This is a genomic window from Olleya sp. R77988, from assembly GCF_044594215.1.
Taxonomy (GTDB): domain Bacteria; phylum Bacteroidota; class Bacteroidia; order Flavobacteriales; family Flavobacteriaceae; genus Olleya.
Map to the genome: position 1 here is coordinate 1,792,120 of NZ_CP138988.1, position 26,956 is coordinate 1,819,075.

Below are 26,956 nucleotides of genomic sequence, written 5' to 3' on the forward strand. Positions count from 1 at the left end.
AGATTTAGACTTAAAAAGTTTATTCTAATATTTTAGATCTACAGATACTTTGTCGAAATTTTAAGCTAGTATGTTTTTTAATTAAAGACACTTAGTATATTGATAACTTTTCATCTGTTTGATTAATAATGGTTTAGTGAGTTTTTTTTATTGTTTAAGGTTTATTAAGATCTGTAATTTTATATAACTTTCATTTTTTTAAATTAGATTATAATTATTTATTTAACTGCAAAGAAAAAGCCTCATAAATTTGATTTATGAGGCTTTAATAAGTATTATTTTATAGGTGTCCAACTATTAGTTTATATCCCAAAACAATTTAGTTGTTTGACTGTCTCCACCTATAGCTGTTGAAGCAGCTGACCAATTTGTTTCATTTAGATTTTGCTCGTTTACAGGATACGTGTATCTAGTAGGGATAGGGTTAGATGAAACAGCTGGAAGGTTAAAAGTTGGGTTGTCGTACTTTCTCCATATAGTCCATCCTTCAAAACCTCTATTGTACATTGCTAACCAAAACTGAGTTCCAATTTTCTGTCTCCAATCACCAGCAGCAGTTGCGTATGCAACATCTGGATTTAACAAATAAGTAGCTAAACCAGAAGCTCCCCAGTAATCAAAAGATGCAGTGATACCTGTTGTATAATGTTGTGTAGCTGTACCACCTACAGACCAAGTTCTGTGTCCTGCTTCAGCTAAATAAAATGAAACTTCAGAAAAGTCCATTAAAACACCAGGTAATGTTGGATCATGTAAATCTAAACCATCATCATATCCTGCGATATGTGTGTAGTTTCCAAAGGTGTTATTATCTCCATAGATACCGCCATTATATACTCCTGCACCTAAATTCTCATCAAAATATGAACTTCTTCTTGGGTCAGAAAGAGTATTCATAACATCTACTAAAGTGTTAGCAGGGACGAAATCTGTACGATTAGATTGTACTAAATCTTCCCATAATGGATTTGTGTTTGGAGTAGCCGATTCGTAAGCTAATAAAGCATTATCTGCGTTTGAAGTAAATACTCCTGCTGCATAAGCTGATTCTACTATAGTTTTAGATAAAGTAGTGTTGAAATCTGATAAGCGAATACCTAATTTTAATTTTAATGAATTAGCAAATTTGTTCCATGCTATCATATCTCCACCGTAGATTTTGTCTGAAGTAGTGAAACCTGTACCTGATAAATTTGTTATTGCAACATCTAATCTTTCAATAAGGTCAAGATATATTGTTTCTGCATCATCATATTTTGGTAAGGTTATATCTGAAAGAGCTTCAGTATAAGGAATATCACCAAATGAATCAACTAACTGTTGCCAAGTATAAATCATTAACACTTCTATTTGGGCATCACTAGTTGGGTTTGTTGAAACTTCTTTTGCTGTTTTAAAATCAAGTAAAACATCTCTATACATTTCTGACCAATGACTTTGAGGTATATTACGTCCAACAAAATCATAATTTGATTCGTCTGTGTATGTTGTTTCTGTCCAGTATTGACCTAATAACCTGTATATGTTATTATTAACATTTGTACTAGTCATCTGATCAAACAAGCTTTTAGTAGCTGAATTATATAAAAATTCCGCATCAACTTGAGTTGGATTTTTAGGGTCTCTATTTAAATCCTCGTATTGCTCATCTGTCTGACATGAGAATAATATAACTAAGGATAGTATTGTAATTAATGTTTTTTTCATAATTTTTTTTTTAGAACTTTATTTTTAAAGATGCTCCTATTTCTCTAATTGAAGGGTATGAACCAGATTGATATCCTTGTATGTTTCCAGAGCTTAGTCCAGCTTCAGGATCTGCGTAGGGAACATTTTTATGTATAATCCATAAGTTTCTCCCTATTAGCGATAGAGATGCTCCAGTAATTGGTAGTCTATCTAATATACTATCATCAAAGTTGTAAGTAAGACTAGCTTCTCTTAATTTAATAAATCCAGCATCATATACATGTTGACTATTTGCAGATCTAGCCCAACCCCAAGGATTTGCAAAGTTGTTAGCACTAGCTCTTGTTATATTTGGAGATCCATCAGAAGCAACCCCTTGTAATAACACACCTCCACTATCAGATCCATAGTTCCCTGCAGTACCAGTAATTGGGTTTCTTACAGGGTTTCCTAAATCATTAGTCCCTGCAGTGAAGTCATAAAGACCAGTTCCATAACCATACCAAGTGTCAAGAGAAAATACATCTCCTCCTTTTTGCATGTCAATTAAAAAGCTTAAGTTGAAATTTTTATAGGTAAAACTGTTATTTAAACCAGCAGTCCAATCAGGATTAATATCTCCAATAATATTATTATTATCAGAAGTTACTTGATATTTACCAATTCTAGTACTTGAAGATTCACCTTCTTGTATAACAATGGGTTGTCCATTTTCATGATAAACATAATCTGTACCTCTTATTGTACCATATGGTTGTCCTGGTGTTGCATTTAAAGAAACTCCACCTTGGAAAGATCCTAATTGTAAGTTATCTATTCCATCTGCTAAAGAAACTACTAAACTTTTGTTTTTTGTCCAATTAAGATTAGCATCCCATCTAAAGTTTTCACTTTTTAATGGAGTAACATTTAGTTGTACTTCCCAACCTTTGTTTTCAAGTGTACCAGCATTTAATAATAGGCTTGTGTATCCAGTAGAATTTGATACAGGAACACTTGTTATTTGATCTTTACTTAAAGTGTTGTAATATGAAACATCGAAACCAACTCTTCTATCTAAAAATTGCATTTCTAATCCGATTTCCCAATTTTCTTGTCTTTCAGGTTTAAGATTAAGATTTTGTTTTGCACCAGGATTTGTTGCAATACCAGTGCCGTTATATGGTGTTCCAATTGTATAAGTGTTGAATACTCTATATGGATTTGTGTCTGCTCCAACTTCTGCGTAGTTAGCTCTAAACTTACCAAGACTTAACCAGTCTGCATCAAATAATCTAGAAAATAATAAACTACTAGATACAGAAAAGTACCCGTAAGTATTGTTGTCCTTTGGTAGTGTAGATGATCGGTCACGTCTGTATGTTCCTTCTAAGTAAGCATAACCATCGTATCCAAGACTTGCTCTTGCGTATACACCATCTACTTTAGATGTTGCGTCATATTCTGTAGGTGCTTCAAGTGAATTTACACTATTAGAAAGTGCATAAAGACCTGGAAGATTTAACCCTCCATTTGTTGTTGCGTAAACACTATTTCTATCATTTCTTCTAAGATTAAAACCAAGATTTCCTGTTAAATTTAATTTTTCAGATAAATCTTTTTCAGCACTTAAAATAAAATCATAATTGTATTCTGCTACGTTGTTGTTATATCTACTGTATTTAGATACATTCGCACTTCCTACATTTGTTCTTTCTTCTTGTAATTCTGCATAAGTATCAAAAGTAAAACGACCTAATAAATTTAACCAATCATTTATTTCATAGTCTAAAGCTATGTTACCAAAATATCTGTTTCTTTGGTCTGTTTGATAATTTTCAAAAAATGTCCAATACGGGTTGTCAGAATAAATTGGTTGTCTATTTGTAGCAGATATTGGATTCCAAGTTATGTTCTTTTTAGTAGCAAAATAAGCTGCTTCTTGTTCTTTGACATCAACATTAACTTGCCACCATTGTCTAAATTGTTGCATAACATTGTTGGCGTCATAACCAGTTCCGTATCTACCTTTCCCGTTTGTTTTTGTGTAAGTAAATGTAGAAGAAGCTGTTAACTTGTCTGATAAATCATGTGATCCAGAAAAATTAATAGTATTTCTTTTTATTTCACTATTAGGAAGGTTACCGTCTTGTAATAAATTAGTAAAACCTAATCTAAATGAGCTAGTTTCATTTCCTCCATCTAAAGAAACAGAGTTTACTCTTGTGCCTCCAGTTCCCCAAACAGAATTTGGGTTATTTGCACCAGCAGTCCATGCAGAAGACTGTTGGTAGGTGTTAGGTAATTCAGGGTAAATAGAATTCCATTGATAAACTTGAAGTGAAGGGTCAAAAGCGGCACCATATGATGCGTCTTCAGTAAATGGTGTCGTTAAATCAGGATTGCCATCTCCATCAATATCTGTATAACCAAAATATCCTGAAGGGTCATCATAATATTGTCCATATCCTGCGCCATATTGGTTTTGGTATACAGGTAGTGTTTCTTTGTCCGCAGAACCTAATGTGTAACTAGAGTTAAAAGTAACTCCAATTCCTTTTCTTTTTTTTCCTTTTTTAGTTGTTATCATAACAACTCCATTAGATGCTCTTGAACCATATAAAGCTGTTGCTGCAGCTCCTTTTAAAACGTTGATAGATTCAATATCATCTGGATTAATGTCAGATGCTGCGTTACCATAATCATAACCACCTCTTCCTGTAGTTTGATTTCCAGAATTTGAATTACCATTATCTATTGGAATTCCATCAATTACGAATAGTGCTTGATTGTTCCCTGCGATAGAAGAATTTCCTCTAATTACGACGTTAGTAGATCCACCTAAAGTTCCAGAAGATTTAATGTCTAAACCTGCTATTTTTCCTGATAAGGAGTTTACAAAATTGGAACTTTTAACTTTAGCAACAGCGTCTCCATCAACTTCTTGAGTTGCATAACCTAAGCTTTTCTTTTCCCTTTTAATACCTAAAGCAGTTACTACAACTTCATCCAGGGTGTTGTCTGGTAGTAGTCCTACATTTAAAGTGTTTGATGATGTTACTGTTTTTTCAGCATTTCCATAGCCTACATAGCTAAATATTAATGTTTGACCAGTGCTTGCTTCAATGGAGTAATTTCCATCAAAGTCTGAAGTTGATCCGTTTGAGGTTCCTTTAACTACTACAGTAGCTGAAGGTAATGGTAAGCCGTTTTCATCGGTAATTGTACCTGAAATAGCTCGTTCTTGAGCAAAAGATAGACTGGCTATCATCACAAGAAACAGTGTTAAAATTCGATTTAAGTTTGTTTTCATATTAATATATTAAATTAGTCTTACTCAAAAATCTTAATAATTTGTTAATAAAACAATATTTAAATCGTTTTTTTTTAATAAAAAATTAACATTTTGATAGTTGAGTTTAAAAAATAGACGTTAAACTTAAATGTATTCTAGAATTTGAAAGCTTAAACGAAGAATTTTCTTTTTTCCCATTAGCATATATAAACCTAAGTAAGCCTCCTTTAGTTAATGCGCCAAAACCAAAACCAAAACCAAATAGGTTTTCTTTTTGGTTTAAAAGATCGTTTTTGAAGTTAGCAACATCTATTACGGAGTTTACAAATAGATTGTTACTTAGTTTGTACCTATATTCAGAGTTAAGTATATATAAACTATTTGCAGTAAGACTGTTTTCAGAAAACCCTCTTAAAGTATTAACGCCACCAAATGGAGCGAATTCATTTTCTAAATAATTATCAGAACTTATTATCTGAATTAAACCTTTAGTGTAAATGCTGTTTTTTTTGTTTAAGTTAAAAATGTGATGTCCATTAATGTTTATTATGGACTGTTCTGTGCTTGTTAAATTTGTTTTTCTTTTGCCTATTCCAAATTCTGCATTTAAAGATGTTTTTATTTGGAATAACTTTTCTTCATTTTGACGTTTTAGATATTGATATCTAAAAGTGTAAAAATTAGAATTAAAATCTACTATATTATTAAGGTTGTCATTGCTTGTTAAATCGCTAGAAATGGTGCTTTCAATACCTCCATAAAAACTATTTTTATCGTTTATTTGGAAAAACAAACTAGCTTTTTGTTTGGTGTTTATATAGGTGGAATCTTTTTTTAGAATATTTAAAGATGCTTCGATACCTACTGGCGATCCAAATATATATGGGAGATTAGCGGTAAGGTTGAAGTTCTTTTGTTCGTTTTGATCACTTTTATAATCTAAATATAAACTTTCACCATAATTTAAATTGTTTACTAGTAATAAATTAAGGTAACCATTAAATTCAATTTTGTTACTAGTCTCATTTGTAGCAAAGCCAATAAAGCCATCAAAGCTATTGCTTGATTTTTTTTCTAAGTATAAATATAAATGTGTAGAGTCTTTTGAAAAAAGTACTTCAGCTTCCTTGTTTTGTTTTGCAAAGCTTAAATTACTTAATGAAATAGCTTTTTTGTTAATGGATACTAAGTTAAAAATTTTTGTAGGTCTTATTTTTAAATAACGTTTCAAGTATGATTTTGGAAATTTTTCATATCCTTTTATTATGATTTTATCAAGTTTACGAATTGATTTTGGTATATCAATACTTAGTTTAGCCGACAAGCTGGTTTTGCTTTTTTCTTTTATTTCTGTAAGTTTTAGGCTAGAAAAAGGGTAGCCAAAGGAGCTAATTATTTGATTGTATTCTGTTAATTTATTTTCTAGAGTATTATAAGGTAGTTTAAAATAATTGTCTTTGATTTTGGGTAAGTTTAGTTTTGAAAAATATTTTTCTGAATAAATAATAGAATCTATATATATATGTATAAAATCGATTTTATTTTTCAAATGAATTTTAGCTGTGTAGGTGGAGTCTCTTTGAGTTATTATAGAAATTAAATCATTGTTTATATAACCTTCTTTTTTCATTCTATTTTGAAACAACGTTACTTCCTCTTTTATTGTTAATTGTGTTTTATGAAGTTTGTTGTATTTGTATTTAGAAATCAGTGCAGTCTCATTATTGTTATTTCCAATTATATTTAATTTCAATTCTTGACCCCAAGATAATTGAGTAAAAAATATAAATTGAAACAGATAGAAAGTATTTTTAAATTGCAAGACAGTGCTTTTATGTGTTTAAAGGATAAAACTAACGTAAAAAACTTACTTATTAATACGTATAAAACTATAAATTTTAAATTCTATTGAAAATTAATAGATTATGATTTGAATAATCAATTTAAATTTCTACATTTGCACCCCTCTTAAATAGAGGTAACATAAAATTATATTAAAATTATATGCCAACAATTTCACAATTAGTACGAAAAGGAAGAGCCAAAATAACCAAGAAGAGTAAATCGGCTGCTTTAGATTCGTGTCCTCAAAGACGTGGTGTATGTACTCGTGTTTATACAACGACACCTAAAAAGCCTAACTCAGCAATGCGTAAGGTAGCAAGGGTTCGTTTAACAAACGGAAACGAAGTAAATGCATACATCGGTGGAGAAGGTCACAATTTACAAGAGCACTCGATAGTATTGGTTAGAGGTGGAAGGGTAAAAGATTTACCAGGAGTTAGATATCACATCGTTCGTGGTGCTTTAGACACAGCAGGTGTCGCAGGAAGAACACAACGTAGATCTAAGTATGGTGCAAAACGCCCTAAAAGTTAATTAAAACAACTTAAGAAGAAGACATGAGAAAAAGAGCAGCGAAAAAAAGACCGCTTTTACCAGATCCACGTTTTAACGATCAATTAGTAACACGTTTCGTTAACATGATGATGTGGGATGGAAAGAAGTCAGTAGCTTTCAAAGTATTTTATGATGCAATTGACATTGTAGATACTAAAAAAACAGACGAAGAAAAAACAGCTTTAGAAATTTGGAAAGAAGCATTATCTAATGTTATGCCTCACGTAGAAGTGCGTAGTCGTCGTGTTGGAGGAGCAACATTTCAAATTCCTAATCCTATACGTGCAGACCGTAAGGTTTCAACAGCAATGAAATGGTTAATCAGTTATTCTCGTAAGAGAAATGAAAAATCTATGGCATTACGTTTAGCTTCAGAGATTTTAGCAGCAGCTAAAGAAGAAGGAGCAGCAGTAAAAAAACGTGTTGATACGCATAAAATGGCTGAAGCAAATAAAGCATTCTCTCACTTTAGATTTTAATAAGAAATGGCAAGAGATTTAAGATTCACAAGAAACATAGGAATTGCGGCTCATATTGATGCTGGTAAAACAACAACAACAGAGCGTGTTCTTTATTATACAGGAGTTTCACACAAAATTGGAGAAGTACATGATGGTGCTGCAACAATGGACTGGATGGAGCAAGAGCAAGAGCGTGGTATTACCATTACTTCTGCTGCTACAACATGTGAGTGGAAATTCCCAACAGAAAATGGAGAAGCAACACCTGATACAAAAGGATATCATTTTAATATTATTGATACTCCTGGTCACGTAGATTTTACTGTAGAAGTAAATAGGTCTTTACGTGTATTAGATGGGTTAGTATTCTTATTTAGTGCAGTAGATGGTGTAGAGCCACAATCTGAAACTAACTGGAGATTAGCAGATAACTATAAAGTGCCAAGAATTGGTTTCGTTAATAAAATGGACCGTCAAGGGTCAGACTTTTTAGGTGTTTGTCAACAAGTAAAAGACATGTTAAAGTCTAATGCAGTGCCAATTGTATTAAACATTGGTGACGAAGAAGATTTTAAAGGTGTTATTGATTTAGTAAAAAATCGTGCTATTATATGGCATGATGCAACTCAAGGAGCGACTTTTGATATTGTCGAAATTCCTGAGGATATGAAAGAAGAAGCTCGTAAATATCGTGCACTTTTAATTGAAGAAGTAGCAAGTTATGACGAGAATCTTTTAGAAAAATTCATGGAAGATGAAGATTCAATTACAGAAGATGAAGTGCATGCTGCACTTAGAGCTGCTGTAATGGATATGGCAATCATCCCAATGATTTGTGGTTCTGCTTTCAAAAACAAAGGTGTACAATTCTTATTAGATGCAGTATGTCGTTACTTACCTTCTCCAATGGATAAGGAAGGTATTGTTGGAGTAAATCCAGATACTGATCAGGAAGAATTACGTAAGCCAAGTGTTGATGAACCATTCGCAGCATTAGCATTTAAAATTGCTACAGACCCTTTTGTAGGACGTTTAGCATTTTTCAGAGCATATTCTGGTCGTTTAGATGCAGGTTCTTATGTTTTAAATAATCGTTCTGGTAAAAAAGAACGTATCTCACGTATCTATCAAATGCATGCTAACAAGCAAAATGCAATTGATTTTATTGAAGCTGGAGATATTGGAGCTGCTGTTGGATTTAAATCTATCAAAACTGGGGATACATTAACAGCTGAAAAGCATCCATTAGTTTTAGAATCTATGGACTTTCCAGATCCAGTAATTGGTATTGCGGTTGAGCCAAAAACTAAAGCAGATGTAGATAAATTGGGTATTGGATTAGCTAAATTAGCTGAAGAAGACCCAACATTTACAGTACGTTCAGACGAAGCTTCAGGACAAACTATTATATCAGGAATGGGTGAGCTTCACTTAGATGTAATTGTAGATCGTTTAAAGCGTGAGTTTAAAGTAGAAGTAAATCAAGGCCAGCCTCAGGTTGAATATAAAGAAGCTATTACTCAAGCAGCAGATCATAGAGAAGTTTATAAAAAACAATCTGGTGGTCGTGGTAAATTCGCAGATATCGTATTTACAGTTGAGCCAGCTGAAGAAGGAAAAGAAGGTTTAGAATTTATATCTACAATTAAAGGTGGTAATGTTCCTAAAGAATTTATCCCTTCAATTGAAAAAGGATTTAAAATGGCAATGGTCAATGGACCACTTGCAGGTTTTGAAGTAGACGCAATGAAAGTTACATTAAAAGATGGATCTTATCACGATGTGGATTCAGATCAACTATCTTTCGAATTAGCAGCTAAGTTAGGATTTAAAAACTGTGCTAAAGCAGCTAAAGCTGTAATCATGGAGCCTATCATGAAGTTAGAAGTAATTACTCCTGAAGAAAACATGGGAGATATAGTAGGAGATTTAAATAGAAGAAGAGGACAAGTAAGTGACATGGGAGATAGAGCAGGTGCAAAAACTGTAAAAGCTACTGTACCATTATCAGAAATGTTTGGATATGTAACAACATTAAGGACATTATCATCTGGTAGAGCAACATCTACAATGGAATTTTCACACTATGCTGAAACACCTTCTAATATTTCAGAAGAAGTAATTAAAGCAGCTAAAGGAGAACAATCTTAAAAGTTAAGAAAATGAGTCAAAAAATTAGAATAAAATTAAAGTCTTACGATCATAACTTAGTAGACAAGTCTGCAGAGAAGATTGTAAAAACAGTAAAAAGTACAGGTGCTGTTGTAACTGGACCAATTCCATTACCAACACACAAGAAAATTTTCACTGTATTACGTTCACCACACGTTAACAAGAAATCAAGAGAACAATTTCAATTAAGCTCTTACAAGAGATTATTAGATATTTACTCTTCATCTTCTAAAACAATTGATGCTTTAATGAAACTTGAATTGCCAAGTGGAGTAGAAGTAGAAATTAAGGTGTAAGTAAACACAATCGTTTGACAGAGATTAAACGTAACATGTCCTAAGCTTCGAGCGAAGGAAAAACGGTAAAAATACAATTCAAGGCTGAAACGTATTTTCAGCCTTGAGTTTTATAAATAATAACAATAAATAAATAATAATAATTATGTCTGGGTTAATTGGAAGAAAAATCGGTATGACCAGCATTTTCGATGAAAATGGTAAGAATATGCCATGTACAGTAATCGAAGCTGAACCATGTATCGTTACCCAAGTCAGAACTGAAGAAGTTGACGGTTATAGTGCTGTTCAATTAGGTTTCGATGACGCGACAGAAAAAAGTGCTACTAAAGCTGACATTGGTCACGCTAAAAAAGCAGGAACTTCTGTAAAACGCAAACTTGTCGAATTTAAAGGTTTTGATGCGGAGTACAAATTAGGTGATGCAATCACTGTAGAGCACTTCACAGAAGGTGAATTTGTTGATGTATCAGGTACATCAAAAGGAAAAGGATTTCAAGGAGTTGTTAAACGTCATGGTTTTGCTGGAGTAGGTCAAGCTACACACGGTCAACATAACCGTTTAAGAGCACCAGGATCTATTGGAGCAGCGTCTTATCCAGCTAGAGTATTCAAAGGAATGCGTATGGCAGGAAGAATGGGAACAGACTCAATTAAAGTTGAAAATTTAAGAGTTTTAAAAGTAGTTGCTGAAAAGAATCTACTTGTTGTTAAAGGTTGTGTACCTGGACATAAAAACGCTTATGTAATTATTAGAAAATAATGAAAGTAGCAGTTTTAGATATAAACGGAAAAGAAACAGGTAGAAAGGCAGACCTTTCTGACGGTGTTTTTGCTATTGAACCTAATAATCACGCTGTATATTTGGATGTTAAACAATATTTAGCAAACCAAAGACAAGGTACTCACAAATCTAAAGAAAGAGCTGAGATTACTGGAAGTACACGTAAGATTAAAAAACAAAAAGGTACAGGTACAGCCAGAGCAGGTAGTATCAAGTCTGGTGTTTTTAGAGGAGGTGGACGTATGTTCGGACCAAGACCTAGAAACTACTCAATAAAGCTTAATAAAAACTTGAAGCGTTTAGCACGTAGATCTGCTTTAAGTATTAAAGCAAGTGAGAAGTCAATTATCGTATTAGAAGACTTTAATTTTGACGCTCCAAAGACTAAAAATTTCACAGCAATTTTAAATGCTTTAGACCTTCAAAACAAAAAATCATTGTTTGTGTTGGGTGCTTCAAATAATAATGTATATTTGTCGTCACGTAATTTGAAAGGCTCAGAAGTAGTAAATAGCTCAGAGTTAAGTACTTACAAAATATTAAACGCAAATCAAGTTATTCTTTTAGAGAGTTCTTTAGAAGGAATTGAATCGAATTTAAGTAAATAAGAAACAGATGAATATCTTAATTAAACCTATAATCACAGAGAAAGCAACAGCAAACAGCGAGTTAAACAACTGTTTCAGTTTTTTCGTGAACACTAAGGCGAACAAGGTAGAAATTAAAAAAGCGGTGGAAGCTGCTTATGGAGTTTCTGTTGAAAAAGTTCGTACTATAAATGTCCGTCCAGATAGAAAAACTAAGTTTACAAAAACTGGTATTCAACATGGTAAAACAAATGCAATGAAAAAAGCAATTGTACAACTGGCGGAAGGTGAAATGATTGATTTATACACTAACATGTAATTTAAAGACAAATGTCAGTAAGAAAATTAAAACCAATCACACCAGGACAGCGATTTAGAGTTGTTAATGGATTTGACGCCATTACAACTGACAAGCCGGAAAAAAGCTTATTAGCTCCGAAAAAACGTTCAGGTGGTAGAAACAGTCAAGGTCGTATGACTATGCGCTATAAAGGTGGTGGTCATAAGAAAAGGTATCGTATTATAGATTTTAAAAGAGAAAAAGTAGGTGTTCCTGCTGAAGTAGCTTCTATACAATATGATCCAAACAGAACAGCGTTTATCGCATTATTGAATTATCAAGATGGCGAAAAAACTTATATCATTGCTCAAAATGGTTTAAAAGTTGGACAAACAGTTGTATCTGGTGAAGGTGCATCTCCTGAAATAGGAAATGCAATGCCATTAGCAAATATTCCTTTAGGAACTATTATTTCTTGTTTAGAGTTACGTCCAGGTCAAGGAGCTGTTATGGCTCGTAGTGCTGGAGCTTTTGCTCAATTAATGGCAAGAGATGGTAGATTTGCAACTATTAAATTACCATCAGGTGAAACTAGGTTAATCTTAGTAACATGTATGGCTACAATAGGAGCAGTATCTAACTCTGACCACCAATTATTAGTATCTGGTAAAGCAGGACGTAGTAGATGGTTAGGTAGAAGACCAAGAACAAGACCAGTTGTAATGAATCCAGTAGATCACCCAATGGGAGGTGGTGAAGGTAAATCATCAGGTGGACATCCACGTTCTAGAAACGGTATACCAGCTAAAGGATTTAGAACTCGTTCTAAAACTAAAGCAAGTAATAAATATATTATAGAACGTAGAAAGAAATAATAAGACATGGCAAGATCATTAAAAAAAGGACCTTACGTTCACTATAAATTAGAGAAGAAAGTAGCTGCTAATGTAGAAGCTAACAAAAAAACAGTAATCAAAACTTGGTCAAGAGCAAGTATGATAACTCCAGATTTTGTTGGTCAAACAATTGCAGTACATAACGGTCGTCAGTTTGTTCCAGTATATGTTACAGAAAACATGGTTGGACATAAATTAGGAGAATTTTCACCAACAAGATCTTTTAGAGGTCATGCAGGTGCTAAAAATAAAGGTAAAAAGTAAGCTATGGGAAGTCGTAAAAAACAAATGGCAGACGCTATTAAGGAAGCTAAAAAGCACGTTGCTTTTGCAAAACTTAATAACTGTCCTACGTCACCAAGAAAAATGCGTTTAGTAGCCGATTTAGTAAGAGGTGAACGCGTAGAAAAAGCGCTTAATATTTTAAAGTTTAGTCAAAAAGAAGCATCAAATCGTTTAGAAAAACTATTACTTTCTGCGATTGCTAATTGGCAAGCAAAAAATGAAGACGCTAGTATTGAAGAGGCTGAGTTATTTATTCAAGAAATTAGAGTAGATGGTGGATCAATGTTAAAAAGATTACGCCCAGCACCTCAAGGACGAGCACATAGAATTAGAAAACGTTCAAACCATGTAACAATTGTGGTTGGAGCTAACAATAACACACAAAGCTAAGATAGATATGGGACAAAAGACAAATCCAATCGGAAATCGCTTAGGAATTATCAGAGGATGGGAATCTAACTGGTACGGAGGAAACGATTATGGTGATAAACTTGCCGAAGACGATAAGATTAGAAAATACGTTCATGCGCGTTTATCTAAAGCTAGTGTATCTCGTGTAATTATAGAGAGAACTTTAAAACTTGTAACCGTTACTATCACTACTGCTAGACCTGGTATTATTATTGGAAAAGGTGGACAAGAGGTAGACAAGTTAAAAGAAGAGCTTAAAAAAATTACAGGAAAAGAAGTTCAGATCAACATCTTTGAAATAAAGAGACCTGAATTAGACGCATTTTTAGTAGCAACAAGTATTGCTCGTCAAATTGAAAATAGAATTTCATACAGACGTGCTATTAAAATGGCTATTGCAGCTACAATGCGTATGAATGCTGAAGGAATTAAAATCCAGATCAGTGGTCGTTTAAATGGTGCTGAAATGGCACGTTCAGAACACTACAAAGAAGGACGTATTCCTTTATCAACTTTTAGAGCCGATATTGATTATGCTTTAGTTGAATCTCATACTACTTATGGTAGATTAGGGGTTAAAGTATGGATCATGAAAGGTGAAGTATATGGTAAAAGAGAGCTTTCTCCTCTTGTTGGCTTAGCTAAGAAGCAAGGAAAAGGTGGACGTCAAGGTGGTCGCCAAGGAGGTAAACCACAACAACGTCGTAGAAAGTAATTTTTTAAAGAACAGAAAAAATGTTACAGCCTAAAAGAACAAAATTTAGAAAAATGCAAAAGGGTCGTATGAAAGGGAACTCTGGTAGAGGTCACCAACTTTCAAACGGAACTTTTGGAATAAAATCATTAGATTCTAACTTTTTAACATCACGTCAAATAGAAGCAGCACGTATTGCAGCCACACGTTACATGAAAAGAGAAGGACAACTTTGGATTAAAATATTTCCAGATAAGCCTATTACAAAGAAACCTCTTGAAGTACGTATGGGTAAAGGTAAAGGTGGAGTGGAATATTGGGCAGCAGTTGTTAAACCAGGAAGAATCCTTTTTGAAGTTGGAGGAGTGCCTTTAGATGTTGCTAAAGAAGCATTAAGACTTGCAGCTCAAAAATTACCAGTAAAAACTAAGTTTGTAATCGCTAGAGATTACCAAGCATAATTTATTTGATATTATGAAACAATCAGAAATTAAAGAATTATCTGTAGCTGAGTTACAAGGAAAACTTAGTGAAACAAAGAAGAGTTATTCAGATTTAAAAATGGCTCATGCAGTTTCTCCTTTAGAGAATCCAATTCAATTACGTCAAGTAAGACGTACAGTTGCAAGAATTGCAACAGAATTAACTAAAAGAGATTTACAATAATTCTGCTTACAAGATGGAAAAAAGAAACTTAAGAAAAGAGCGTATTGGGATCGTTACTAGTAACAAGATGCAAAAATCAATTGTGGTTGCTGAAGTTAAAAAAGTAAAACACCCTATGTACGGAAAGTTCGTGTTAAAAACAAAAAAATATGTTGCACACGACGAGACAAACGATTGTAATATTGGAGATACAGTAAAGATCATGGAAACAAGACCTTTAAGTAAATCTAAATGTTGGAGATTAGTTGAAATAATTGAAAGAGCGAAGTAATTATGGTACAACAAGAATCAAGACTAAAAGTAGCAGATAACACTGGAGCAAAAGAAGTATTAACAATACGTGTTCTAGGTGGTACTAAAAGAAGATACGCTTCTGTTGGTGACAAAATTGTTGTCACTGTCAAAGATGCAACTCCTAATGGAAACATTAAAAAAGGAGCAGTATCTACAGCAGTTGTTGTACGTACAAAAAAAGAAGTTAGACGTCCAGACGGATCTTATATAAGATTTGATGACAATGCTTGTGTTTTATTAAACCCAACGGGTGAAATGAGAGGAACACGTGTATTTGGACCTGTAGCTAGAGAACTTCGTGATAAACAATTCATGAAAATTGTATCATTAGCACCAGAGGTGCTTTAATTGATGAAAAAATGACAAAGCTTAAAATTAAAACAGGAGATACCGTAAAGGTTATAGCTGGTGACCATAAAGGTACAGAAGGTAAAGTACAAGAGGTATTTATCGGAAAAAACAAAGCTATAGTTGAAGGAGTGAACATGGTTAAGAAACACACTAAACCAAGTGCGCAAAACCCTCAAGGTGGTATTGTAGAAAAAGAAGCGCCTATTAATATCTCTAACCTATCATTGTTAACTTCTAAAGGAGAAACAACTAGAGTCGGTTATAGAGTTGAAGGTGATAAAAAAGTCAGATTTTCTAAAAAATCTAATGAAGTAATATAGTTATGGGATATTCACCGAGACTAAAAGAAGAGTATAAAAGCAAAGTAATTGCTGCTCTTACAGAAGAATTTGGATACAGTAATGTAATGCAAGTACCAAAATTAGAAAAGATAGTATTATCTAGAGGTGTTGGTGCTGCTGTAGCAGATAAAAAGTTAGTAGACTACGCAGTAGACGAATTAACTACAATAACTGGACAGAAAGCAGTATCTACTTTATCTAAAAAAGACGTTGCAACTTTCAAATTACGTAAAGGAATGCCAATTGGTGCTAAAGTTACGTTAAGAGGAGAAAGAATGTATGAATTTTTAGACCGTTTAATAACATCTGCACTTCCACGTGTGCGTGATTTTAACGGAATTAAAGCTAAAGGTTTTGACGGAAGAGGTAATTATAATTTAGGAGTTACTGAACAAATTATCTTTCCAGAAATTAATATTGATAAAGTTAATAAAATTGACGGAATGGATATTACATTTGTAACTTCTGCTGCAACAGACAAAGAAGCTAAATCATTATTAACAGAATTAGGATTACCTTTTCAAAAAAACTAAGTTATGGCTAAAGAATCAATGAAAGCCCGCGAGGTGAAAAGAGCAAAAACAGTAGCTAAATATGCTGAAAAACGTAAAGCTTTAAAAGAAGCTGGAGATTATGAAGCATTACAAAAGTTACCAAAGAATGCTTCACCAGTTCGTATGCATAACAGATGTAAATTAACAGGAAGACCAAAAGGTTACATGCGTACATTTGGTATTTCTCGTGTTACATTTAGAGAAATGGCAAATCAAGGTTTAATACCTGGTGTTAAAAAAGCAAGTTGGTAAAAATATAATTGGTCTAAGGTTCGGAATAGTCCGAAAACCAAGTCCGCAAATAAATACATATGTATACAGATCCAATAGCAGATTATTTAACTAGAGTTAGAAACGCAGTGCGTGCTAACCATAGAGTAGTTGAAATACCTGCTTCAAATTTAAAAAAAGATATAACTAAAATATTATTCGATCAAGGATATATTTTAAGTTATAAGTTTGATGACTCTTCAGTACAAGGAACTATTAAAATAGCTCTTAAGTATAACAAAGAGACAAAAGAACCAGTAATTAGAAAAATACAAAGAATCAGTAAACCTGGTTTACGTTTATATTCTGGTTCAAAAGAATTACCTCGTATTCTTAACGGTTTAGGTATTGCTATCGTTTCTACTTCTCATGGAGTAATGACTGGTAAGCAAGCTAAACGAGAGAATGTTGGTGGTGAAGTTTTATGTTACGTTTACTAATCTAAAATCCAGAAGAAAATGTCAAGAATAGGAAATAATCCAGTTGCCATTCCAGAAGGAGTAACTGTAACAATAGACAATGATACAATAACAGTAAAAGGAAAATTAGGAGAATTAACTCAAAATTTTGATACTGTTGAAGTAAAAGTTGAAGAAGGAAATGTATTAGTAACTCGCTCAGCAGACACTAAAGAACATAAAGCTAAACACGGTTTATACCGATCGTTAGTTTTTAATATGATTGAAGGTGTTTCTAAAGGATGGACAAAAGAATTAGAACTAGTTGGAGTAGGATACAGAGCATCAAACCAAGGAAATGTACTTGATTTAGCTTTAGGATTCTCACACAATATAGTATTAAGTATTGCACCTGAAGTAAAAGTTGAAACAGTTTCTGATAAAGGTAAGAATCCAATTATCAAACTATCTTCTCATGATAAACAATTAGTAGGACAAGTTGCTGCTAAAATCAGAGGATTTAGAAGACCTGAACCATACAAAGGAAAAGGTGTTAAGTTTGTAGGAGAAGTATTAAGAAGAAAAGCAGGTAAATCAGCATAATAATTTAGTTATGGCGTTAACAAAAAACGAAAGACGATTAAGAATTAAAAGCAGAATCCGTAAGGTTGTTTCTGGTACAGAAGCAAGACCAAGATTGGCTGTTTTTAGAAGTAATAAAGAAATTTATGCTCAAATAGTAGATGATGTCAATGGTAAAACATTGGCAGCAGCATCTTCTAGAGATAAAGGTATTACTGCAAAAGGAAATAAAGTAGAAGTAGCTACATTAGTAGGTAAGTCTATCGCAGAAAAAGCCTTAAAGGCTGGTGTTGAAACTATCGCTTTTGATAGAGGTGGTTATCTATATCATGGTAGAGTAAAATCATTAGCTGAAGGAGCTAGAGAAGGTGGACTTAAATTCTAAGAAATTATGTATCAAAAATATAAAAGCGCAGAGTTAGTAAAACCAAGTGGATTAGATCTTAAAGATCGTTTAGTTGGAGTGCAAAGAGTTACTAAAGTAACAAAAGGAGGTAGAGCATTTGGTTTTTCTGCAATCGTAGTGGTTGGAGATGAAGCTGGTGTTGTAGGTCAAGGTTTAGGAAAGTCTAAAGATGTTGCTAGTGCAATTGCAAAAGCAATAGAAGATGCTAAGAAAAACCTTGTACGTATACCTATCATGAAAGGAACTTTACCTCATGAACAAAAAGGTAAATATGGTGGAGCAAGAGTAAACATCATTCCTGCAGCTCCTGGTACAGGAGTAATTGCTGGTGGAGCTGTAAGAACAGTTTTAGAAGCAGTAGGAGTACATGATGTATTATCTAAATCTCAAGGTTCATCAAATCCTCATAATGTTGTTAAGGCTACTTTTGATGCTTTACTACAATTAAGAGACCCAAAAACGATTGCTCGTTCAAGAGGTATCTCTTTAGAAAAAGTTTTTAACGGTTAATCACAACAGCAATGTCGAAGATAAAAGTAACAAAAGTTAAAAGTGCAATCAACAGAACTCAAAGACAAAAAAGAACTTTATTAGCTCTTGGTCTTAAAAAGATTGGACAAACGATAGAACACGAGGCAACTCCTAATATTTTAGGAATGGTTGCAAAAGTAAATCACTTAGTTTCTGTTGAAGAAACTAAATAACACTACTGAAAAATGGATTTAAGTAATTTAAAACCTGCAGAAGGTTCAGTTAAAAATCAAGGAAAAAGAATAGGTAGAGGACAAGGTTCTGGTAAAGGTGGTACTGCAACACGTGGTCACAAAGGAGCAAAGTCTAGATCTGGTTATTCTAAAAAATTAGGTTTCGAAGGAGGGCAAATGCCACTTCAACGTCGTGTACCTAAATTTGGTTTTACTAATATTAATCGTAAAGAATATCAAGGTGTAAACTTAGATGTTATTCAACAATTAGTTGACGATAAGAAAATAAAAGACACATTAGATTTTGACACTTTAATTAATTTAGGATTAGCTGGTAAAAACGAACTAGTTAAAATTTTAGGAAGAGGTGAATTAAAAACTAAATTAAGTGTAACAGCTCATAAATTTACTGCTACTGCAAAAGCTGCTATTGAAGCTGCAGGAGGAGAAGCTGTAACTTTATAAGAACAATTAGACGCATGAAATTTATAGAGACAATAAAAAATGTTTGGAAAATTGAAGAACTAAGAAACAGAATCATAGTTACACTAGGTCTGTTATTAGTTTATCGTTTTGGAGCACAAGTAGTATTGCCAGGAATAGATGCTACCCAATTAGAAAACCTACAAGATGGAACATCAGAAGGTATTTTTGGGATCTTAAATGCATTTACTGGTGGAGCATTTGCTAATGCATCAGTATTTGCGCTTGGAATTATGCCTTACATTTCTGCTTCTATTGTAGTACAATTAATGGGAATTGCGATTCCTTATTTACAAAAACTACAAAAAGAAGGAGCTAGTGGTCAGAAAAAAATCACTCAAATTACACGTTGGTTAACAATCGCTATATGCTTGGTACAAGCACCAGGTTATTTAGCTAGTTTACAACCAATGTTTGGTATTCCAAATTCAGCATTTTTATTAGGTCAAGGAGGAATGTTTTATTTCTCATCTATAGTAATCCTAGTAACAGGTTGTATTTTTGCAATGTGGTTAGGAGAAAAGATTACAGATAAAGGTATTGGTAATGGTATATCATTATTAATAATGGTAGGTATTATTGCTACTTTACCTAAATCTTTCTTACAAAATGCTGCTACAAGATTAGAAACAGGAAATAACGTTATGATGATTTTATTTGAAATTGTAATATGGTTTGTTATCATCTTGTTATCTGTATTACTTGTAATGGCAGTGCGTAAAATAGCAGTACAGTACGCTAGACGTTCTGCAACTGGTGGATATGAAAAAAATGTATTTGGATCAAGACAGTATATTCCATTAAAGCTTAATGCTTCAGGAGTTATGCCAATTATATTTGCTCAAGCAATTATGTTTGTACCTGGTTTAATTGGTGGTTCATCTTTATTAAAAGATACTGCTGCAGGATTATGGATGCAATCTAATTTTTCAGATATCTTTGGATTCTGGTATAATTTAGTATTTGCATTATTAATTATCATATTTACATATTTTTATACTGCAATAACAGTTCCTACAAATAAAATGGCTGATGATTTAAAACGAAGCGGAGGATTTATTCCTGGTATTCGTCCTGGATCAGAAACTTCTGAATATTTAGACAAAATAATGTCTCAAATAACTTTACCTGGTTCTATATTTCTTGCTTTAATAGCTGTGTTCCCAGCCTTTATTGTTAAGTTATTAAATGTACAATCTGGTTGGGCTTTATTTTTCGGAGGAACCTCTTTATTAATTATGGTTGGAGTTGCAATTGATACTATGCAACAAGTAAATTCTTACTTGTTAAATAGACACTATGATGGCTTAATGAAAACCGGTAAAAACAGAAAAGCAGTAGCTTAATATTTTTAACGATGGCAAAACAAGCAGCAATAGAACAAGACGGAACAATTATAGAAGCATTATCAAATGCTATGTTCCGAGTAGAATTAGAAAATGGTCATATTGTGACTGCACATATTTCTGGTAAAATGCGTATGCATTACATAAAATTATTACCAGGAGATAAAGTGAAATTAGAAATGAGTCCTTATGATTTAACTAAGGCTCGCATAACTTATAGATACTAATTACGATGAAAGTAAGAGCATCAATTAAAAAGAGAAGTGCAGATTGTAAAATCGTGCGCAGAAAAGGTAGACTTTACGTCATTAACAAAAAGAATCCTAGATTCAAACAAAGACAAGGGTAATTATGGCAAGAATCGCAGGTGTAGACATACCAAAGCAAAAAAGAGGAGTAATCTCTTTAACTTATATCTACGGAGTAGGTAGAAGTAGAGCACAAGAAATTTTAGCAGCAGCTAAAGTAGACGAAAGCATCAAAGTACAAGATTGGACAGATGATCAAATTGGAGCAATCCGTGACGCTGTTGGAACTTATACTATTGAAGGTGAATTACGTTCTGAAACACAATTAAACATTAAGCGATTAATGGATATTGGATGTTACAGAGGTATACGTCACAGAGTTGGTTTACCTTTAAGAGGTCAACGTACTAAAAACAATTCTAGAACTAGAAAAGGTAGAAGAAAAACAGTTGCTAACAAGAAAAAAGCAACTAAATAATAAGTAGTATGGCAAAGACAAACGCTAAAAGCACAAAAAAACGTAAAGTTATTATTGACGCTGTTGGAGAAGCTCACATCACTGCTTCTTTTAACAACATCATTATTTCTCTTACCAATAAAAAAGGAGATGTCATTTCATGGTCATCTGCTGGTAAAATGGGATTTAGAGGATCTAAGAAAAACACACCTTATGCAGCACAATTAGCAGCAGAAGATGCTTCTGGAGTAGCTAAAGAAGCTGGATTAAAAAAGGTAAAGGTTTACGTTAAAGGACCTGGAAATGGTAGAGAATCTGCTATCCGTTCTATCCACAATGCAGGAATTGAAGTAACTGAAATTATTGATGTTACTCCATTACCACATAATGGATGTCGTCCTCCAAAAAGAAGAAGAGTATAATAACGTTTTTATAACGTTTTATATAAAGCAAAGCAATTAAATTAATATCATCTGTTCTACAGATGATGTTAATTTTTTGTATATATTTGCAAACCAAAAATAAAAACAAGTATCAACTAGAGAATAACGATTATCGAAGGATAAGATTAAGACCTTAATTCATAATCACTCTAAAATCAATTTAAAATGGCAAGATATACTGGTCCTAAAACTAAAATAGCTCGTAAATTTGGCGAAGCTATATTCGGAGATGATAAATCTTTCGAAAAAAGAAATTACCCACCTGGTCAACACGGAAACGCAAGACGTCGTGGAAAAAAATCTGAATATGCAATCCAATTAATGGAAAAGCAAAAAGCGAAGTACACTTATGGTGTATTAGAAAAGCAATTCAGAAACATGTTTAAAAGAGCAACAGCTGCACCAGGAATTACAGGTGAAGTTTTATTACAATTATGTGAGTCTAGATTAGACAACGTAGTGTATAGAATGGGTGTTTCTCCTTCAAGAAGTGGAGCTAGACAATTAGTATCTCACAGACACATTACTGTTAATGGAGAGTTGGTAAACATACCTTCTTACCAATTAAAAGCAGGAGATGTTGTTGCAGTAAGAGAAAAGTCTAAGTCTTTAGAAGCGATCAACAATTCTTTAACTAACTCTAGTAATGTTTTTGAATGGATTACATGGAATAGCGAACAAAAGGAAGGAACTTACGTTTCTGTACCTGCTAGAATCCAAATTCCAGAAAACATTAACGAGCAATTCATCGTAGAATTATATTCTAAATAATAAATTACTAACATTGGTATTTAGCCAAAGGATTTATTGGAATTTCTTCAAACTTATAAATCGCGCAACTAAATAACAATTAAAACGAAGAACAAATGGCAGTATTTAATTTTCAGAAGCCTGACAAAGTAATCATGATTGATTCTACTGATTTCGAAGGTAAATTCGAATTCAGACCACTAGAGCCAGGTTACGGTCTAACAGTAGGAAATGCTTTAAGAAGAGTTTTATTATCTTCTTTAGAAGGATTTGCAATAACATCTGTTAGAATAGAAGGTGTAGATCACGAGTTTTCTACAATCGCAGGAGTAGTAGAAGATGTTACAGAAATAATTTTAAATTTAAAGCAAGTACGTTTTAAGCGTCAGATAGAAGATGTAGATAATGAATCTATTTCAATCTCTTTATCTGGTCAAGATAAAATAGTTGCTGGAGATTTTCAAAAGTTTATTTCAGGATTTCAAGTATTAAACACAGATCAGGTAATCTGTAATCTTGATTCTAAAGTAAACATTAATATGGAAATTACTATTGAAAAAGGTAGAGGATATGTTCCTGCTGAAGAAAATAAAAAAGCTACAGCACCAATTGGAACAATCTTTACAGATTCAATATATACACCAATAAAAAATGTTAAGTATAGCATTGAGAATTACCGTGTAGAACAAAAGACAGATTACGAAAAATTAGTTTTCGAAATCCAAACAGATGGTTCTATTACACCTCAAGATGCTTTAACAGAAGCTGCAAAAACGTTAATTCACCACTTCATGTTATTCTCTGATGAGCGTATCACTTTAGAAGCTGATGAAATAGCACAAACTGAAACTTATGATGAAGAGTCTCTTCACATGCGTCAGTTGCTTAAAACAAAATTAGTAGATATGGACTTATCTGTTCGTGCACTTAATTGTTTAAAAGCTGCAGAAGTAGATACTTTAGGAGACTTAGTATCTTTCAATAAAAACGATTTAATGAAGTTCCGTAACTTTGGTAAAAAATCTTTAACAGAGCTTGAAGAGCTTGTAAATGTTAAAGGTCTTAATTTCGGAATGGACTTATCAAAATACAAATTAGATAAAGATTAATTAATCATATTTTGCTCCTCGCTTGTCGAGTCTGGTAGCAAGATGATAAAACAAATGTCATGAGACACGGAAAAAAAGTAAATCACTTAGGTAGACAAACTGCACACAGAAAAGCAATGTTAGCAAACATGGCTTGTTCTTTAATCGAGCACAAACGTATCAACACTACAGTTGCAAAAGCAAAAGCTTTAAAACAATTTGTAGAGCCAATGATTACAAAGTCTAAATCAGATACAACACACAATCGTCGTTTAGTATTTTCTAAATTACGTCAAAAAGAAGCTGTAACTGAATTATTTAGAGACGTAGCTGCTAAAATTGGAGATCGTCCAGGTGGTTACACTAGAATTATCAAGTTAGGTAATCGTTTAGGAGATAACGCTGATATGGCAATGATAGAATTAGTTGATTACAACGAAATCTACAATGCAGATAAGAAAGCTAAGAAAACGACTCGTAGAAGTAGAAGAGGAGGAGCAGCTAAAGCTGTTACACCACCTGTAGCAACTAACGAAGAAGAATAAAAAATGTTAATAAGCATTTAATATAAAAAGGATAATCTATTTTAGATTATCCTTTTTTTTATGCAATTTTGAAAAACTTTTTGAAGAACTATGAAATATCAAAAATTAAAAAAAGCATTAATCCTATTAGAAGATGGTACAATCTTCCATGGTAAGGCAGTCGGTAAAGAAGGATCAGCATTTGGAGAAGTCTGTTTTAATACAGGAATGACTGGTTATCAAGAAATTTTTACAGACCCATCATATTTTGGGCAATTGATGGTTACAACAAATGCACATATTGGTAATTACGGAGTTAATGATAAAGAGGTAGAATCTGATTCAATAAAAATAGCTGGATTAATTTGTAAAAATTTTAGTTATGATTATTCAAGAGTAGATTCTAATGGATCTTTAGAAGATTTTTTAAATAAAAATGACCTGTTTGCTATTTCAGATGTGGACACTCGTGCACTTGTAAGTTATATAAGAGATAATGGAGCTATGAATGCTGTAATAACAACAGAAGTAGATGCTATTGATAAATTAAAAAAGCAACTAGCAGATATTCCTTCAATGAATGGATTAGAGTTAGCATCTAAAGTATCCACTAAAGAGCCTTATTTTGTAGGAGATGAAAACGCTCCAATAAAAATTGCAGCTTTAGATATTGGAATTAAAAAGAATATTATTAGAAATTTTGTAAAACGAAATGCTTACGTAAAAGTGTTTCCTTACAATTCTACTTTTGAAGAGTTGAGTAGTTGGAATCCTGATGGATATTTTTTATCTAATGGACCTGGTGATCCAGAACCTTTGATAGAAGCTCAAGCATTAGCAAAAGAAATCATTAAAAGAGATTTACCATTATTTGGAATTTGCTTAGGACATCAAGTAATTGCATTAGCAAACGGAATCTCTACTTACAAAATGCATAATGGACATAGAGGTATAAATCATCCAGTAAAAAACTTGATTACTGGAAAAGGAGAAATAACCTCTCAAAATCATGGTTTTGCAGTAAATAGAGAAGAAGCAGATGCACATCCAGATTTAGAAATCACACATTTACACTTAAACGATGATACTGTTGCTGGTTTAAAGATGAAGTCTAAAAACGTGTTTTCTGTGCAATACCATCCAGAAGCAAGTCCAGGACCACATGATTCTTCATATTTATTTGATCAATTCATAAATAATATAAAATCTAATTAATACAGAAAAGACAATAAAATTCTAATTTTATTGTCTTTTTTATTATACTAAAACGTTATAGATAGAATAATATGTATTTCTTCTGTAAAAGCTATATATAGCTAAAAATTAAACATTAAATTTGAATTTATTAAACTATAAAACCATATAATATGAGTATCATAATCAATGTTCACGCAAGACAAATTTTTGATTCTAGAGGTAACCCAACAGTAGAAGTAGATGTAGAAACCGAAAATGGTTATGTTGGTAGAGCAGCAGTACCATCTGGAGCATCAACTGGAGAACATGAAGCAGTAGAGTTACGTGATGGAGGAGATAAGTATATGGGAAAAGGTGTCTTAAAAGCAGTAGAAAATGTAAATTCTATTTTAGCAGAAGAGCTTTTAGGAGTAAATGTTTTTGAACAAAATTATATCGACACTTTAATGTGTCAAATAGATGGTACACCAAACAAATCTAAACTTGGCGCAAATGCTATTTTAGGTGTGTCTTTAGCAGCAGCTAAAGCAGCAGCAGCAGAATTAGGTATGCCATTATACAGATACGTTGGAGGTGTAAGCGCTAACACATTACCAGTTCCAATGATGAATATTATTAATGGAGGATCACATAGTGATGCGCCAATTGCATTTCAAGAGTTTATGGTTATGCCAGTAAAAGCTAAAAACTTTACTCATGCTATGCAAATGGGAAGCGAAATTTTTCACAACCTTAAAAAAGTATTACACGACAGAAATTTAAGTACAGCAGTAGGTGATGAAGGTGGTTTTGCACCTAATCTAGAAGGAGGTACTGAAGACGCATTGGATACTATCAAAAAAGCTGTAGATAATGCAGGTTATACTTTAGGAGACGATGTTATGATTGCTTTAGATTGTGCTGCAGCAGAATTTTATGTAGATGGAAAGTATGACTATACTAAGTTTGAAGGTCCAACAGGAAAAATAAGAACAAGTAAAGAACAAGCAGATTATTTAGCAGAATTGTCTCGTAACTATCCAATAATTTCTATTGAAGATGGTATGGATGAAAACGATTGGGAAGGTTGGAAATATTTAACAGAGCAGATTGGAGATAAAGTGCAATTAGTTGGTGACGATTTATTTGTAACAAATGTAGAAAGATTGTCAAGAGGTATAAAAGAAGATACAGCTAACTCAATTTTAATAAAAGTTAACCAAATTGGTACATTAACCGAAACTATTGCTGCAGTTAATATGGCTCATAATGCAGGTTATACATCAGTAATGTCTCATAGATCTGGAGAGACGGAAGATAATACTATTGCAGATTTAGCAGTAGCATTAAACTGTGGACAGATTAAAACAGGATCTGCATCACGTAGTGATCGTATGGCTAAATACAATCAATTATTACGTATAGAAGAGGAGTTAGGTCAAGTGGCTTATTACCCAAAAGAAAACGCTTTTAAGATTAAAAAATAAATTAGTTTTTTAAATTAGATATTAAAGTCTTTCAGTTAATTCTGAAAGACTTTTTTTATACAATCTTAAACCATAAATTTCAGCTATATCAAAATAGCAAAAACCATCTAAATTCACTTTAAAAATCGTTATACTTTTTGTACTTTTACAACCCTTATT

37 protein-coding genes are annotated in these 26,956 nt (G+C 32.9%); 34 read left to right on the forward strand and 3 right to left on the reverse strand.

Annotated elements, in window-relative coordinates:
• Positions 1-297: 297 nt before the first annotated feature.
• The 3 genes from SJY17_RS07970 to SJY17_RS07980 form a co-directional block, all read right to left on the reverse strand.
• Positions 298-1,707, reverse strand: coding sequence for a SusD/RagB family nutrient-binding outer membrane lipoprotein (locus SJY17_RS07970; RefSeq protein ID WP_397362041.1), 1,410 nt, complete (start codon positions 1,705-1,707; stop codon positions 298-300).
• Positions 1,708-1,717: 10 nt separating this feature from the next.
• A complete protein-coding gene (locus SJY17_RS07975) occupies positions 1,718-4,981 on the reverse strand; it encodes a SusC/RagA family TonB-linked outer membrane protein (protein ID WP_397362042.1) in 3,264 nt (1,087 codons plus the stop codon).
• 106 nt (positions 4,982-5,087) lie between these two features.
• Entirely contained in the window at positions 5,088-6,716 is a 1,629-nt protein-coding gene (locus tag SJY17_RS07980) for a hypothetical protein (protein WP_397362043.1), read from the reverse strand.
• 251 nt (positions 6,717-6,967) lie between these two features.
• Between SJY17_RS07980 and rpsL the strand changes: the two genes are divergently transcribed.
• The 34 genes from rpsL (at position 6,968) to eno (ending at position 26,797) form a co-directional block, all read left to right on the forward strand.
• Positions 6,968-7,342 (forward strand): 30S ribosomal protein S12, encoded by a 375-nt coding sequence (gene rpsL / locus SJY17_RS07985; RefSeq protein WP_028283866.1) that lies wholly within the window; start codon positions 6,968-6,970, stop codon positions 7,340-7,342.
• A 23-nt stretch (positions 7,343-7,365) separates the two neighbouring features.
• Positions 7,366-7,842, forward strand: coding sequence for a 30S ribosomal protein S7 (gene rpsG, locus SJY17_RS07990; protein WP_397362044.1), 477 nt, complete (start codon positions 7,366-7,368; stop codon positions 7,840-7,842).
• A 6-nt stretch (positions 7,843-7,848) separates the two neighbouring features.
• Positions 7,849-9,975 carry an elongation factor G gene (fusA, locus tag SJY17_RS07995; protein WP_397362045.1) on the forward strand — a complete coding sequence of 709 codons (2,127 nt, stop codon included), beginning with the start codon at positions 7,849-7,851 and terminating at the stop codon, positions 9,973-9,975.
• 11 nt (positions 9,976-9,986) lie between these two features.
• Positions 9,987-10,292, forward strand: coding sequence for a 30S ribosomal protein S10 (gene rpsJ, locus SJY17_RS08000; protein ID WP_010181931.1), 306 nt, complete (start codon positions 9,987-9,989; stop codon positions 10,290-10,292).
• Positions 10,293-10,437: 145 nt separating this feature from the next.
• Positions 10,438-11,055, forward strand: coding sequence for a 50S ribosomal protein L3 (rplC, locus tag SJY17_RS08005; RefSeq protein WP_397362047.1), 618 nt, complete (start codon positions 10,438-10,440; stop codon positions 11,053-11,055).
• On the forward strand, positions 11,055-11,684 hold the full coding sequence (gene rplD, locus SJY17_RS08010; protein WP_397362048.1) for a 50S ribosomal protein L4: 630 nt from the start codon (positions 11,055-11,057) through the stop codon (positions 11,682-11,684). Before rplC ends, rplD begins: the two co-directional genes overlap by 1 nt.
• Positions 11,685-11,691: 7 nt before the next feature.
• On the forward strand, positions 11,692-11,982 hold the full coding sequence (rplW, locus tag SJY17_RS08015) for a 50S ribosomal protein L23 (RefSeq protein ID WP_397362049.1): 291 nt from the start codon (positions 11,692-11,694) through the stop codon (positions 11,980-11,982).
• 11 nt (positions 11,983-11,993) lie between these two features.
• Positions 11,994-12,818 (forward strand): 50S ribosomal protein L2, encoded by an 825-nt coding sequence (gene rplB, locus SJY17_RS08020; protein WP_397362050.1) that lies wholly within the window; start codon positions 11,994-11,996, stop codon positions 12,816-12,818.
• 6 nt (positions 12,819-12,824) lie between these two features.
• Positions 12,825-13,103 (forward strand): 30S ribosomal protein S19, encoded by a 279-nt coding sequence (gene rpsS / locus SJY17_RS08025; RefSeq protein ID WP_027880209.1) that lies wholly within the window; start codon positions 12,825-12,827, stop codon positions 13,101-13,103.
• A gap of 3 nt (positions 13,104-13,106) precedes the next feature.
• Positions 13,107-13,514: a 50S ribosomal protein L22 gene (gene rplV / locus SJY17_RS08030; RefSeq protein WP_397362052.1), complete on the forward strand. Its 408-nt coding sequence runs from the start codon at positions 13,107-13,109 to the stop codon at positions 13,512-13,514.
• A 7-nt stretch (positions 13,515-13,521) separates the two neighbouring features.
• A complete protein-coding gene (gene rpsC / locus SJY17_RS08035) occupies positions 13,522-14,250 on the forward strand; it encodes a 30S ribosomal protein S3 (protein WP_397362053.1) in 729 nt (242 codons plus the stop codon).
• A gap of 20 nt (positions 14,251-14,270) precedes the next feature.
• Positions 14,271-14,690, forward strand: a complete 420-nt coding sequence (gene rplP / locus SJY17_RS08040) for a 50S ribosomal protein L16 (protein WP_397362054.1) — start codon at positions 14,271-14,273, stop codon at positions 14,688-14,690.
• 13 nt (positions 14,691-14,703) lie between these two features.
• Entirely contained in the window at positions 14,704-14,895 is a 192-nt protein-coding gene (gene rpmC, locus SJY17_RS08045) for a 50S ribosomal protein L29 (RefSeq protein WP_397362055.1), read from the forward strand.
• 13 nt (positions 14,896-14,908) lie between these two features.
• Positions 14,909-15,166, forward strand: a complete 258-nt coding sequence (gene rpsQ / locus SJY17_RS08050; protein WP_028283878.1) for a 30S ribosomal protein S17 — start codon at positions 14,909-14,911, stop codon at positions 15,164-15,166.
• A 2-nt stretch (positions 15,167-15,168) separates the two neighbouring features.
• Positions 15,169-15,537 carry a 50S ribosomal protein L14 gene (rplN, locus tag SJY17_RS08055; protein WP_111659928.1) on the forward strand — a complete coding sequence of 123 codons (369 nt, stop codon included), beginning with the start codon at positions 15,169-15,171 and terminating at the stop codon, positions 15,535-15,537.
• 11 nt (positions 15,538-15,548) lie between these two features.
• Positions 15,549-15,860, forward strand: a complete 312-nt coding sequence (gene rplX / locus SJY17_RS08060) for a 50S ribosomal protein L24 (protein ID WP_397362056.1) — start codon at positions 15,549-15,551, stop codon at positions 15,858-15,860.
• Between the two features lie 2 nt (positions 15,861-15,862).
• A complete protein-coding gene (rplE, locus tag SJY17_RS08065) occupies positions 15,863-16,414 on the forward strand; it encodes a 50S ribosomal protein L5 (protein WP_397362057.1) in 552 nt (183 codons plus the stop codon).
• A 3-nt stretch (positions 16,415-16,417) separates the two neighbouring features.
• Positions 16,418-16,687, forward strand: a complete 270-nt coding sequence (rpsN, locus tag SJY17_RS08070; RefSeq protein ID WP_183486606.1) for a 30S ribosomal protein S14 — start codon at positions 16,418-16,420, stop codon at positions 16,685-16,687.
• A 59-nt stretch (positions 16,688-16,746) separates the two neighbouring features.
• A complete protein-coding gene (gene rpsH, locus SJY17_RS08075; RefSeq protein WP_397362058.1) occupies positions 16,747-17,145 on the forward strand; it encodes a 30S ribosomal protein S8 in 399 nt (132 codons plus the stop codon).
• A gap of 18 nt (positions 17,146-17,163) precedes the next feature.
• On the forward strand, positions 17,164-17,706 hold the full coding sequence (gene rplF / locus SJY17_RS08080) for a 50S ribosomal protein L6 (RefSeq protein ID WP_397362059.1): 543 nt from the start codon (positions 17,164-17,166) through the stop codon (positions 17,704-17,706).
• 10 nt (positions 17,707-17,716) lie between these two features.
• On the forward strand, positions 17,717-18,070 hold the full coding sequence (gene rplR / locus SJY17_RS08085; protein WP_397362060.1) for a 50S ribosomal protein L18: 354 nt from the start codon (positions 17,717-17,719) through the stop codon (positions 18,068-18,070).
• 6 nt (positions 18,071-18,076) lie between these two features.
• On the forward strand, positions 18,077-18,601 hold the full coding sequence (gene rpsE, locus SJY17_RS08090; RefSeq protein ID WP_397362061.1) for a 30S ribosomal protein S5: 525 nt from the start codon (positions 18,077-18,079) through the stop codon (positions 18,599-18,601).
• An 11-nt stretch (positions 18,602-18,612) separates the two neighbouring features.
• Positions 18,613-18,795, forward strand: coding sequence for a 50S ribosomal protein L30 (rpmD, locus tag SJY17_RS08095; protein ID WP_028283887.1), 183 nt, complete (start codon positions 18,613-18,615; stop codon positions 18,793-18,795).
• Between the two features lie 12 nt (positions 18,796-18,807).
• Positions 18,808-19,260: a 50S ribosomal protein L15 gene (gene rplO, locus SJY17_RS08100; RefSeq protein ID WP_397362062.1), complete on the forward strand. Its 453-nt coding sequence runs from the start codon at positions 18,808-18,810 to the stop codon at positions 19,258-19,260.
• Positions 19,261-19,274: 14 nt separating this feature from the next.
• Positions 19,275-20,624: a preprotein translocase subunit SecY gene (secY, locus tag SJY17_RS08105; RefSeq protein ID WP_397362063.1), complete on the forward strand. Its 1,350-nt coding sequence runs from the start codon at positions 19,275-19,277 to the stop codon at positions 20,622-20,624.
• 11 nt (positions 20,625-20,635) lie between these two features.
• Entirely contained in the window at positions 20,636-20,851 is a 216-nt protein-coding gene (gene infA / locus SJY17_RS08110) for a translation initiation factor IF-1 (RefSeq protein WP_007094967.1), read from the forward strand.
• Between the two features lie 5 nt (positions 20,852-20,856).
• On the forward strand, positions 20,857-20,973 hold the full coding sequence (ykgO, locus tag SJY17_RS08115) for a type B 50S ribosomal protein L36 (protein WP_010519235.1): 117 nt from the start codon (positions 20,857-20,859) through the stop codon (positions 20,971-20,973).
• A 2-nt stretch (positions 20,974-20,975) separates the two neighbouring features.
• On the forward strand, positions 20,976-21,350 hold the full coding sequence (gene rpsM, locus SJY17_RS08120) for a 30S ribosomal protein S13 (protein ID WP_397362064.1): 375 nt from the start codon (positions 20,976-20,978) through the stop codon (positions 21,348-21,350).
• Positions 21,351-21,358: 8 nt separating this feature from the next.
• Positions 21,359-21,751: a 30S ribosomal protein S11 gene (gene rpsK / locus SJY17_RS08125; protein WP_090841244.1), complete on the forward strand. Its 393-nt coding sequence runs from the start codon at positions 21,359-21,361 to the stop codon at positions 21,749-21,751.
• Positions 21,752-21,937: 186 nt separating this feature from the next.
• Positions 21,938-22,543, forward strand: a complete 606-nt coding sequence (gene rpsD, locus SJY17_RS08130; protein ID WP_397362065.1) for a 30S ribosomal protein S4 — start codon at positions 21,938-21,940, stop codon at positions 22,541-22,543.
• A 95-nt stretch (positions 22,544-22,638) separates the two neighbouring features.
• Complete coding sequence (locus tag SJY17_RS08135) at positions 22,639-23,631, forward strand: DNA-directed RNA polymerase subunit alpha (protein WP_397362066.1); 993 nt, start codon at positions 22,639-22,641, stop codon at positions 23,629-23,631.
• A gap of 59 nt (positions 23,632-23,690) precedes the next feature.
• The gene (rplQ, locus tag SJY17_RS08140; RefSeq protein ID WP_397362067.1) at positions 23,691-24,155 is read left to right on the forward strand and encodes a 50S ribosomal protein L17; all 465 of its coding nucleotides are present in this window, start codon (positions 23,691-23,693) and stop codon (positions 24,153-24,155) included.
• Positions 24,156-24,245: 90 nt separating this feature from the next.
• A complete protein-coding gene (gene carA, locus SJY17_RS08145; RefSeq protein WP_397362068.1) occupies positions 24,246-25,349 on the forward strand; it encodes a glutamine-hydrolyzing carbamoyl-phosphate synthase small subunit in 1,104 nt (367 codons plus the stop codon).
• Between the two features lie 152 nt (positions 25,350-25,501).
• Positions 25,502-26,797, forward strand: coding sequence for a phosphopyruvate hydratase (gene eno / locus SJY17_RS08150; protein ID WP_397362069.1), 1,296 nt, complete (start codon positions 25,502-25,504; stop codon positions 26,795-26,797).
• Positions 26,798-26,956 lie beyond the last annotated feature (159 nt).

Bases quoted from the DNA above. Each gene is read 5' to 3' on its own strand.
- SJY17_RS07970 (WP_397362041.1), bottom strand. From the start codon at position 1,707: ATGAAAAAAACATTAATTACAATACTATCCTTAGTTATATTATTCTCA.
- SJY17_RS07975 (WP_397362042.1), bottom strand. From the start codon at position 4,981: ATGAAAACAAACTTAAATCGAATTTTAACACTGTTTCTTGTGATGATA.
- rpsL (WP_028283866.1), top strand. From the start codon at position 6,968: ATGCCAACAATTTCACAATTAGTACGAAAAGGAAGAGCCAAAATAACC.
- rpsG (WP_397362044.1), top strand. From the start codon at position 7,366: ATGAGAAAAAGAGCAGCGAAAAAAAGACCGCTTTTACCAGATCCACGT.
- fusA (WP_397362045.1), top strand. From the start codon at position 7,849: ATGGCAAGAGATTTAAGATTCACAAGAAACATAGGAATTGCGGCTCAT.
- rpsJ (WP_010181931.1), top strand. From the start codon at position 9,987: ATGAGTCAAAAAATTAGAATAAAATTAAAGTCTTACGATCATAACTTA.
- rplC (WP_397362047.1), top strand. From the start codon at position 10,438: ATGTCTGGGTTAATTGGAAGAAAAATCGGTATGACCAGCATTTTCGAT.
- rplD (WP_397362048.1), top strand. From the start codon at position 11,055: ATGAAAGTAGCAGTTTTAGATATAAACGGAAAAGAAACAGGTAGAAAG.
- rplW (WP_397362049.1), top strand. From the start codon at position 11,692: ATGAATATCTTAATTAAACCTATAATCACAGAGAAAGCAACAGCAAAC.
- rplB (WP_397362050.1), top strand. From the start codon at position 11,994: ATGTCAGTAAGAAAATTAAAACCAATCACACCAGGACAGCGATTTAGA.
- rpsS (WP_027880209.1), top strand. From the start codon at position 12,825: ATGGCAAGATCATTAAAAAAAGGACCTTACGTTCACTATAAATTAGAG.
- rplV (WP_397362052.1), top strand. From the start codon at position 13,107: ATGGGAAGTCGTAAAAAACAAATGGCAGACGCTATTAAGGAAGCTAAA.
- rpsC (WP_397362053.1), top strand. From the start codon at position 13,522: ATGGGACAAAAGACAAATCCAATCGGAAATCGCTTAGGAATTATCAGA.
- rplP (WP_397362054.1), top strand. From the start codon at position 14,271: ATGTTACAGCCTAAAAGAACAAAATTTAGAAAAATGCAAAAGGGTCGT.
- rpmC (WP_397362055.1), top strand. From the start codon at position 14,704: ATGAAACAATCAGAAATTAAAGAATTATCTGTAGCTGAGTTACAAGGA.
- rpsQ (WP_028283878.1), top strand. From the start codon at position 14,909: ATGGAAAAAAGAAACTTAAGAAAAGAGCGTATTGGGATCGTTACTAGT.
- rplN (WP_111659928.1), top strand. From the start codon at position 15,169: ATGGTACAACAAGAATCAAGACTAAAAGTAGCAGATAACACTGGAGCA.
- rplX (WP_397362056.1), top strand. From the start codon at position 15,549: ATGACAAAGCTTAAAATTAAAACAGGAGATACCGTAAAGGTTATAGCT.
- rplE (WP_397362057.1), top strand. From the start codon at position 15,863: ATGGGATATTCACCGAGACTAAAAGAAGAGTATAAAAGCAAAGTAATT.
- rpsN (WP_183486606.1), top strand. From the start codon at position 16,418: ATGGCTAAAGAATCAATGAAAGCCCGCGAGGTGAAAAGAGCAAAAACA.
- rpsH (WP_397362058.1), top strand. From the start codon at position 16,747: ATGTATACAGATCCAATAGCAGATTATTTAACTAGAGTTAGAAACGCA.
- rplF (WP_397362059.1), top strand. From the start codon at position 17,164: ATGTCAAGAATAGGAAATAATCCAGTTGCCATTCCAGAAGGAGTAACT.
- rplR (WP_397362060.1), top strand. From the start codon at position 17,717: ATGGCGTTAACAAAAAACGAAAGACGATTAAGAATTAAAAGCAGAATC.
- rpsE (WP_397362061.1), top strand. From the start codon at position 18,077: ATGTATCAAAAATATAAAAGCGCAGAGTTAGTAAAACCAAGTGGATTA.
- rpmD (WP_028283887.1), top strand. From the start codon at position 18,613: ATGTCGAAGATAAAAGTAACAAAAGTTAAAAGTGCAATCAACAGAACT.
- rplO (WP_397362062.1), top strand. From the start codon at position 18,808: ATGGATTTAAGTAATTTAAAACCTGCAGAAGGTTCAGTTAAAAATCAA.
- secY (WP_397362063.1), top strand. From the start codon at position 19,275: ATGAAATTTATAGAGACAATAAAAAATGTTTGGAAAATTGAAGAACTA.
- infA (WP_007094967.1), top strand. From the start codon at position 20,636: ATGGCAAAACAAGCAGCAATAGAACAAGACGGAACAATTATAGAAGCA.
- ykgO (WP_010519235.1), top strand. From the start codon at position 20,857: ATGAAAGTAAGAGCATCAATTAAAAAGAGAAGTGCAGATTGTAAAATC.
- rpsM (WP_397362064.1), top strand. From the start codon at position 20,976: ATGGCAAGAATCGCAGGTGTAGACATACCAAAGCAAAAAAGAGGAGTA.
- rpsK (WP_090841244.1), top strand. From the start codon at position 21,359: ATGGCAAAGACAAACGCTAAAAGCACAAAAAAACGTAAAGTTATTATT.
- rpsD (WP_397362065.1), top strand. From the start codon at position 21,938: ATGGCAAGATATACTGGTCCTAAAACTAAAATAGCTCGTAAATTTGGC.
- SJY17_RS08135 (WP_397362066.1), top strand. From the start codon at position 22,639: ATGGCAGTATTTAATTTTCAGAAGCCTGACAAAGTAATCATGATTGAT.
- rplQ (WP_397362067.1), top strand. From the start codon at position 23,691: ATGAGACACGGAAAAAAAGTAAATCACTTAGGTAGACAAACTGCACAC.
- carA (WP_397362068.1), top strand. From the start codon at position 24,246: ATGAAATATCAAAAATTAAAAAAAGCATTAATCCTATTAGAAGATGGT.
- eno (WP_397362069.1), top strand. From the start codon at position 25,502: ATGAGTATCATAATCAATGTTCACGCAAGACAAATTTTTGATTCTAGA.